Below are 8,692 nucleotides of genomic sequence, written 5' to 3' on the forward strand. Positions count from 1 at the left end.
GGGCGGATTCCCACGAAAAACGGCCGCCCACCGGGCGGCCGTTTTTCTCGGAATGACGGGTCTTTGTACGAGCTGCGCATTTTGCAACAGGCCCTTTTTTGTTATTCTTCCTCGGCGGCCTGGAGCTGGCCCGCCTCCCGCAGGGTACGGCGCAGGCGGCTGAGGGTCACCTGGGTCATACCCAGGAAGGAGGCAACGTGCTTCCCGCTGACATGGCGGTGCAGGTCCGGATAGGCCCGCAAAAACCACTGATACCGGTCCATGGCGTCATACTGGTACATGGCGGCCTTCACCTCCCAGTGGCGCTTGAGAGCGTCCAGCAGAAAACAGCTGTACAGGCGATAGAGCTGGGGATATTCCTCCAGCATTTCCAGTACCAGACTCATGGGCAGCTCCAGCACCAGGCTGTCGGTAAGTGCCTCAATGTTGATGGTGGCCGGCTCCCCCAGGGCGATACAGGCCGTGGCCGGGGACCCCGGCTCAAAGGCAAAGCAGTCGGTGATGTCCCGGCCGCCGGCATCCAGAAAATAGCCCCGCAGCAGCCCCTGGACCAAAAAGGTCAGCTTGGTCGGCGTTTCCCCTTCCCGGTAAAGCAGGTGGCCCTTTTTTACGTTCCGCAGTTCGCCCCACTCCGTGAGCCTCTGGATGAGGGACTGGTCCGACAGTCCGAACAGGTGATGGTAAAGTTCTGGCAGATCCATCTCTCACCCTCCCAACACAAAATATTAGTGTTTTATTTTATCATATTTTGCGTGGTTTCTACATTATCCCAGGTTAATTCCTATGAAATTGTTGTCCAAATACCGGCAGATACCGGGTCACACCCGGGGGGTCAGCCCGGCCAGACGGCAGAGAATGGCTGCCGTCTCCGCCCGGCTGATATTGGTATTGCCGTGGAAGCTTCCATTGTTATCTCCCTCCACGATGCCGGCCCGGTACCACAGGTAAACCACGGGGCCGTAGGGATCGGTCTCCTGTACGTCGGGGACCTCACCGTTGAACACCACGTTGATGACCTGCTTCTCCTCCTGGGGCACCGCCCGGTCCAGCAGGTTCACCATCTGGAAGCGGGTGGCCTTGTTCAGCACGGTGGACAGCGGTACCTCACTGGTGGTAAACAGGCCCTGATCCACGCAGTAATTGTAGGCCCCCTGGTACCAGGCGCCGTCGGAGGCGGGCACGCTCTCCCCCTGGCGGTCGGCATACAGCCGGGCGGTGAGGGTGACCACCTCGGCTACGGTGAGGGTGCCGTTGGGGCTGAACTTGTCGCCGCCGGTACCCTTCATCAGACCGGCCTGGGCGGCCTTCCCCACATCTTCGGCGTACCACTGGTTGGCGGGCACGTCGCTGAAGGAGAAGTCGCCGTTCTCACCGTCGCCGGGATCGGGGGTGGGGTCGGGATCAGGATAGGGATTAGGGTCAGGGTCAGGATCAGGCTGCTGTCCGCCGCCCTCCCCAACGGGGTAGGACTGGACTCCGGATTCGTCCAGCACATAGAACACGGGGGTGGAATCGTGGGTGGAGTACCACACCACCTTGCCGTTGTAGCTGATGGGGTGGCAGCGGGACATCTGCACGCCGTCAGCGGTCTTGATGTTGGAGACGGTGCCGTCGGCGGAATAGGTAGCATACTGGATGCTTTCCTTATTGTAATAGTAGCCGTTATCCCACTTCTCGGCCAACTGCCACAGGATGTAGCCGCCGTCCGGACCGGTGGGAACCAGCACAGGCTGAGAGCCGTACAGGTCGGAGTCGCTGGGCCAGGAGGTAAGCTGGCGCACGGTGGTGCCGTTGGAGGAGATGTCATCCTTGCTGGTATAGCTCAGGAAGATGTTCATGGGGTCTTGTCCGATGGTGGAAGCCGAGCCCTTACCGGTGCTGCTGTAGGCGACCAGGTAGCCGGAGGAGGTCTCCGCCAGGTCGGTCACATTGGCGCCGGTGGTATTCTCGCCCACCCTGCCGGACCAGGTAGTCAGATTGAAGGTTTTGCAGCCGTTGGCGAAGGTGTCGCTCCCCGCCTTGTTGTCGTAAATGGACAGACAGGCCCCTCTGGGGTAGGCGTCACCGTGGTCCAGAGCCACCAGCCGCCCCTGGCTGTCCACCAGGATGAACTGGTTAAAGGAGTGGGACACATAGCCCTTGTTGGCCACCACGTCGTGATAGCCGTCGGTGATGGTCATATCGGACTCACGCACCGAGAAGGTCAGATTGGCCTGGTGGTTCAGCCCGTCGCCGGACTGGTACATCTCATGGCTGGTACGCACATAGAGGTAGCCGTTGTACTCGTCGCACCGCAGGCTGCCGGCATCAAAGGGGATGGTGGTGTTGGCCCCCCGCAGGCTGGCCTGGCCCAGGCGGTTCCAGTCCTTGTCGTACTTCACCACCCGGATGACCTCGGCGTTGTCGTCCTCACTGGGGTTCTCCTGGCCGAAAATCACAAAGTTGTAGTCCTCACCGGCATAGAAGCCGCCCCACAGGTCCAGCTCCATGTCCAGATCCACCGAGGAGATCAGCTGGAAGTTGCTGTCGTAGGTCTCGGCCACCAGCCGGGGATAGGCGCTCCATTTCATAAAATTTCCCTGGGCATCGACGATTTTGACACCCTTGAAATTTTCCACCCGCACCAGGTTGTCGCCGTCCTGGTACAGGTAGGCGTCAATGGGCACCGCCCAGTTGCCGTTGTAGGTGCCACCGGCAATGGTGGATTTCAGGGGCGTCGGTTCTGCGGCCCAGGCCGCCGGCAGCATGGATATTGCCATGGCCAGAACACACAGACAGGAAAGCAGGCGGAAAGATCGTCTTTTCATTGCGCATTCTCCTTCTCTTGATTTGGGATTTTGCAGGGGCTTTGTCTGTTAGTGTTCCGAACCGGCAGCCCGGTTTTAAAGCCGGCAAAATTTTTTTATCTTTTTTTCAAGTGCCGCATTCCGGCCACTATGCGTTTACGGTGACCTGGAAAGACACGTTTTCGGTGAAGGTCAGCACACCCTCCTGACTATCCACGCGCAAGGTGACTACGCCGCTGATGGTGGCTGTGCCCGGGGCGTTGGCAGTGAGCTGACAGCTGGTGGGTTCCTGGTCGCCCACCGTCACCACCGATGGATTGCTGCTGCTCCACACGGTAGAGGCGATGGTAAAGTTGGTATACAGGGAATAGGAGGAAAATCCGTGATACCGGCTCTGTCCCACACTGAGGGTAATGCCGTCCAACTGGTAGTCCCAGGGCACTTCATTCTTGGCCTGCACGGTAATGGTATAGTGGACGTTGGGTTCCCGGGGGCTGACTGCCGTCAGCACCACCGTGCCGGGGGACAGGATGGTAAACCAGCCGGAGCTGTCAATGGGCGCCACACTGGAATTGGAGGAGCTGTAGGTCAACCCCGCCGGCAGACCGGCGTCAGAGGGATTCAGGTTTCCCCACTGTCCTCCAAAGCTGTAGCCGCGCCCCAGCTCAGCGCTCATGCTCCGGTTCTCCACCACCGGGGTCACCGGGGTTGGCGTAGGCGTGGGGGTGGGTCTGGGCGTTGCCGTGGGACTGGGGGTAGCGGCAGGCGTGGGAGAGGGCGACGGGGTAGAGCTGGGGGTGGCTGTGGGGGTGGGACTGGGAGTAACCGACGGCGTGGCCGAGGGCGTAGGACTGGGCGCGGCCGAGGGCATAGCCGATGGGGTGGGGGAGACCACAGCCATCACCGGGACACTGGGCTGAGGCTCCTGCGGGGGCCGGGTGGCCAGAAACACGCCGCCTCCCGTAGCCACAGCCGCCGCCACCAGCAGAATGGCCACCTTGCTGCCCAGGGTCAGACCCCCGCCCCCGGCACCAACCGCCGCCGAAGCGGAGGCGGCAGCAGTTGCGGTGGAAGCCGCCGAGGTGGAAGCCGCGGTGGTGGCCGCCGCAGCAGAGGAGCCTGCCGCTGCCGCCGCGGTGAGGCCCAGAGCCCCCTTGACGGCCAGCAGTCCCCGCTCCATCACCTGCGGGTCCACCGCCAGATTCTGCTCCTGAAGCACCATGGCCAGGAAGAGCAGTCCCGGGTTGAGGGCATGGAGCCGCACGCCGTCCCGCTGCTCCCGCTGGAGGATCAGCTTCTCCAGCGCCTTGCGGGCGTAGTTCAGGCGGCTTTTGACGGTGCCCTCGGCACATTCCAGAATGGACGCAATGTGCTTAATGGGGCACTGGTCGTAGTAGTAGAGCATGACGGCGGTGCGCTGCTCGTCGGGGAGCTGGTCCACCAGCTCCCCCAAAATCAGGCCCGTGTCCCGCTCGCACAGGGTATCCTCCGGCGAGGACACGGGTGGGCCGGAATCCAGAAGGTCAAACATAGCCTCCTCCTCCAGAGCGAACTCACGGGAGTCGGTCTGCATCTTCCGCTGATGGAGGGCCAGCCGGACCGCAATGCCACCGATCCAGGACCGCAGGGACTCCGGGTCCTTCAGCTTGTCGATGGAGCGGAACACGGCAATGAATACGTCCTGCACCACCTGCTCGGCCTGATCAGCCTGCCCCAGGATCTTCATGGCCTGGAGATAGACCATGCGGTAACAGGCCTGATACAGTCGGGTAAAGACCTCCTCATCCCCCGCCCGAAGCCGGGCTACCGCCTCGGTGTTGGACAAATCGGACAAAAGCTGCATATGACTTCCTCCCTTTGGAACGTTTCTGTCTGTTTGTGTTGGAAAAGGCTCCGCCGGTTTTATTCCCGCGAAAATTTTGTCTCGCTTTTTCTCCATTGTACCATCATTCCCCGGCCCGAGACAACAAAAGCAGGACGGGCCTTTTCAGGGCCCATCCTGCTCTGCGGTTGATAAGGTCATTTTTTCTGATCCCGCCTCCGCCTGCGGTCCCTCCGCCTGCTGAGGAAACGTCTGAACTTGTTTCCAAACAGATGGAAGATGGCATACCCGGCGGTGATGGCCACCCCAACAAACAGGATCCGCTGGAGCAGATGGATCACGGAGCCGGAAAACACATCGCTCCAGGTGGCGATATAGTCATACCCGTCGATCCAGGCGGAAAAGATGGCCAGAATGGAGATGATGGCCAGAGAGGTGTCCATCCGCTTGGAGTCGTTGCGGTCGATGATGTCGCACTTGGTATCAAACACCGTCTGCATCTGGGCCTGATTGCGCTGCATAAACGCCAGCTGGTCCTTGATCTTGAAGGCCTGGCGCAGCATATCGATGGACTTCTGGGAGGTGGGGTAGTTCACCTGAATGTCCCAAAAATCAATGGTTTTGGAGAAGTTGTCGTAGATATTCTCCACCTGCTTGAGAAACTCCACCGGCTCGTCCACCGCCTTTGAGGTAATGAGGCGGATGATCTCCCGGTCGGCGATCTGGATGGCGGCCTCCTCCAGCAGAATGAGCTCGATGTAAAACAGGGTGATGGACTCCTCGCACAGCCGGTCCCGCAGGGTGGCCTGAAAGTCGGGGGTGAACTGGAGCACCACGTTGCTGTAGGCGCACACAAAGGCCCGGTCATACTGCCCCATGCCCTTTTCCGAGCTGATGGCGGCCACGATCTCCCGGTCCACGATCTCACCGAAATTCTCCCCGTCGGGGTAGATGGTCTCGGCGGCCAGCAGGGAGGCGATCTGGCTGGACTTCAGGCAGCTCTTGGCCTTGGGGATCACCGCAAAGATCTTGGGGGTGCCCCGCTTGATCACCCCATAGTTCAGGCTGACAAAGTCAAAGAAATTGGTGTGGCTGCCGTCCGCTCCCACCACCATCAGATTGTTGCGGATGATGTTGTCCATCAGGTGGCTGATGAGGAAGGGGGAGGAGAGGGAGTACCAGGTCAGCACTCCGCAGTTGCTGTCGGTGTCAATGGAGATGTACAGATCCACGAAGGCGGGAGCGCCGATGGGGTCGTCTGCCTCGTCGTAGCAGTCCACCGTTCCCTCTCTGGTGATCTGGACCGGAATCTTGCCCAGGTAATAGCGCCTGATGCGGCGCTTGAAGCCGGCCAGATCGTCCACATCCTCCAGCTGGGAGGGGACGCCCGCCTCATAGTGGGTGCGGAAGTCCATGTCCTTCAGCAGAGCGGCGGCTTTGCGGTCGGGCTGAGCCGGGCAGTCCTCCAGCAGGTCCATGGACCGGTACTGAACGGGCACCGACACAAACACATCGGGGATCACCGCCCATTCCGCCTGGCGGGAAGGGAGCATCTCCTCCAGCACGCCGTTCATCAGGGGCGGGGCGGGATAGGGGGTTTTCCGGACATAAAAGACCCGGTCCCCCGCCATATGCTCCTCATACTGGGCCACGTTGATAAGCCGCTGGTACTGCAAATAGCTGTCGTAGTCCAGCTCCACCACGGACCCCATGGCCAGCTCCCCCTCCCGGGTCACAAAGCAGTCCACGCCGTGGTCCTCCACTGTGCCGTACCCGGCCACCGCCGTCTGTTCCTTCACCACACGGCAGGGGATCTGATACCGCTCCAGCAGGCCGGGGGAGGGGAGCAGCAGCTTGACCGTGCTGCCGATGGAGAAGGTATGGGCGGGGTCCTGGGGGGCATGGATGATGAGATTGTAGTCCTTCTCGATCTCCCGGATGGAGAAGTTCCGCTTCCGGTAGATCCCCAGGGAATCCGGGTTGGACACGTCGCTGACCAGGTAGTGCCGGGGATAGTCCTTCAGGATCAGGTCGATGAGGCAGGCCCCCAGGCCCCGGTTCTGGCAGGTGGGGCGCACCGCCACCGACAGCAGGTAGAGCACATCCCCAGGCAGCCCCTCCACCACGTCGTGGAGGGAAGCGCTGTAGGGGAGGCCCTGGCCCCCATCCTCCCCGGCGAAGATCATCCGGAAGGAGGCAAAGTCCTCCCCCCGCACCTTACGGTAATCAAAGCAGAGCAGGAAGGCCGTCAGGGTGTCCCCGTCCCAGATCCCCCGGCAGTCTCCGTGCCGGAGGCAGTACAGCAGGCTGGGCCCGTAGGCCTTCCTCATATCCTGCATACGGGTGGCTTCCGAGGGGAAGGAGCGCTTGTAGAAATGATCGTCTTGGAAGCACTGACAGAACAACTCCATCACCTGCTCCATATGACAGTCTCGCAGCATCCCGGTCGTCATGTCACATTACCTCAACCACATATTTTTTCAGCAGTTCTATGGGGTGGTAGGCCTGCTTGGCCCGCCGCAGGCCGGGGTCCCCCATATCCTCTTCCCGGTTGATATAGGTCACGTCTCCCCCCGTGTAAGCGGCGGCAAACTGATTGACCAGCATCTGATAGGCGCCCTTGCAGCTTCGGTCGGCCTTTTCGATGTGGGTAAACAGGGTGTCGTTGACAATCTCCCCCAGGGAGAAGCCCACGATGGACCCGTCGGCGGTGAGCACGCCCCCCACCATGCCGTACCGGTCCAGATTTTGCAGCACCTCCAGCACCCGGTCGTTTTCCTCCCGCTCCGTGGCCCCGGCGCCCGCGCCGGACAGATAGGTCTGGGTGAAAAAGGCCTCCACCGCCCCTACGTTTCCAGCGGTCAGGGGCTCAAAGGACCACCCCTCCACCCCCCGCTTGAACTGGCTGATCTGGTTGCGCTGGCCGCTGTACCGCTTGCCCCCCAGCTGGGCCAGATCGGAGGCCTGATACAGATAGTCGGCAAAATCGGTCTGCTCGCTGACGGCACACCCCGGACAGATGGCCTGGAATTCCTCCAGATAGCACTCCGGGACGGTGCAGAACCGCAGCGGGCCGCCCTCGGTCTGCCCCTTCAGCACCTGGATGCCGCCGGCCACATCGCCCCCCAGAGGGAGATTGTAGTACACCTGGCCGTCCTGGTCGTGGAGACGGGAATAAAAGATCTCCCCGTCCATGGCATATTCCATTTTATAGTAATTCCGCCACATGAACATTCCGCCCACAGTAAAGTCGCAGGTCCTGGATTTCATCTGCCGGAAATAAGGCTGAACAAGAGGGATCTCATTCAGCGTCAGTTGCTTAAATTGCATGATGTGTCTCTTTTCTTTGTCGTAATAGGATCGCTGGCCCCCGCAGCGGCAAACAGCAGGGAGGGCTCTGGAGCTGTGCGCTCCTGTATCATGCCCGTTTTTGTCCTTTTTCTTCCATAAGAGGGCCTGTTTTTCGCTTTGAGGCTCCTCTATTATCTACCAAGCCGCTCTACATTACAAGTCCCTTTGCTGCCGGAGCAGAAATATCTGTCGGTCCCCCCTCATATACTCCACCAGTGAATGAATGGAGGAGTGTTGCTGCTTGAAAGGGAACATCGAGGAACGCGCCTGCCGGCTGGCGCTTTACATCATAGAGAACCGTGCCACGGTGCGGGCCGCCGCCCGGCAGTTCGGCATCAGCAAATCCACCGTACATACAGATGTAATAAATTAGAATGTTTTATATGGGCAATACAATAAGGTTGACACGACCATAAGGTTTGTTACTCTGTTTTTAGGTAACCGTCAAATTGTTAGGGTCGGGAGAAATTAACCATTTTGGGCCGGGAGAAAATCGCCAATCTCGGCCGGACGAAAATCGCCAATCAAGGGTAGCCAGCCCCCAGACAATATTGTTTACCCGGCCTGCTGTGGGTCAGCCGGTGAGCCAGTAGAAGTACGCAAGGCAACCGTCTCCAGTTTCCTGCCCCGGAAACTCTCCCCCTTAATGGTAAAGACCACAGCATCGTCAAAGATGCGGTCCAAGGCGCACAGGAGAGCATCGTTCTCGCAGAAGTTCTCCTTCCACTGAGCA

At 60.2% G+C, this 8,692-nt stretch carries 5 protein-coding genes and 1 pseudogene; 1 reads left to right on the forward strand and 5 read right to left on the reverse strand.

Annotated elements, in window-relative coordinates; genetic code table 11:
- Positions 1-101: 101 nt before the first annotated feature.
- The 5 genes from IHN22_RS11780 to IHN22_RS11800 form a co-directional block, all read right to left on the reverse strand.
- Positions 102-701, reverse strand: a complete 600-nt coding sequence (locus IHN22_RS11780; RefSeq protein ID WP_087188934.1) for a Crp/Fnr family transcriptional regulator — start codon at positions 699-701, stop codon at positions 102-104.
- 117 nt (positions 702-818) lie between these two features.
- On the reverse strand, positions 819-2,807 hold the full coding sequence (locus IHN22_RS11785) for an S-layer homology domain-containing protein (RefSeq protein ID WP_191435553.1): 1,989 nt from the start codon (positions 2,805-2,807) through the stop codon (positions 819-821).
- A 127-nt stretch (positions 2,808-2,934) separates the two neighbouring features.
- Positions 2,935-4,629: a sigma-70 family RNA polymerase sigma factor gene (locus IHN22_RS11790; protein ID WP_191435555.1), complete on the reverse strand. Its 1,695-nt coding sequence runs from the start codon at positions 4,627-4,629 to the stop codon at positions 2,935-2,937.
- 176 nt (positions 4,630-4,805) lie between these two features.
- The gene (locus tag IHN22_RS11795; RefSeq protein ID WP_191435557.1) at positions 4,806-7,061 is read right to left on the reverse strand and encodes a GNAT family N-acetyltransferase; all 2,256 of its coding nucleotides are present in this window, start codon (positions 7,059-7,061) and stop codon (positions 4,806-4,808) included.
- A gap of 1 nt (position 7,062) precedes the next feature.
- Positions 7,063-7,938, reverse strand: coding sequence for a DUF2156 domain-containing protein (locus IHN22_RS11800; protein WP_087390059.1), 876 nt, complete (start codon positions 7,936-7,938; stop codon positions 7,063-7,065).
- Between the two features lie 262 nt (positions 7,939-8,200).
- Here IHN22_RS11800 and IHN22_RS11805 point away from each other — a divergent pair.
- A pseudogene (locus tag IHN22_RS11805) lies at positions 8,201-8,323 on the forward strand (sporulation transcriptional regulator SpoIIID); the annotation flags it as partial.
- Between the last annotated feature and the right edge of the window lie 369 nt (positions 8,324-8,692).

Origin of the sequence: Flavonifractor sp. An112 (genome assembly GCF_904377885.1) — a bacterium.
Lineage (GTDB): Bacteria > Bacillota > Clostridia > Oscillospirales > Oscillospiraceae > Flavonifractor > Flavonifractor avicola.

Coding starts and splice junctions, on each gene's coding strand:
- IHN22_RS11780 (WP_087188934.1), bottom strand. CDS start 701: ATGGATCTGCCAGAACTTTACCATCACCTGTTCGGACTGTCGGACCAG.
- IHN22_RS11785 (WP_191435553.1), bottom strand. CDS start 2,807: ATGAAAAGACGATCTTTCCGCCTGCTTTCCTGTCTGTGTGTTCTGGCC.
- IHN22_RS11790 (WP_191435555.1), bottom strand. CDS start 4,629: ATGCAGCTTTTGTCCGATTTGTCCAACACCGAGGCGGTAGCCCGGCTT.
- IHN22_RS11795 (WP_191435557.1), bottom strand. CDS start 7,061: ATGACGACCGGGATGCTGCGAGACTGTCATATGGAGCAGGTGATGGAG.
- IHN22_RS11800 (WP_087390059.1), bottom strand. CDS start 7,938: ATGCAATTTAAGCAACTGACGCTGAATGAGATCCCTCTTGTTCAGCCT.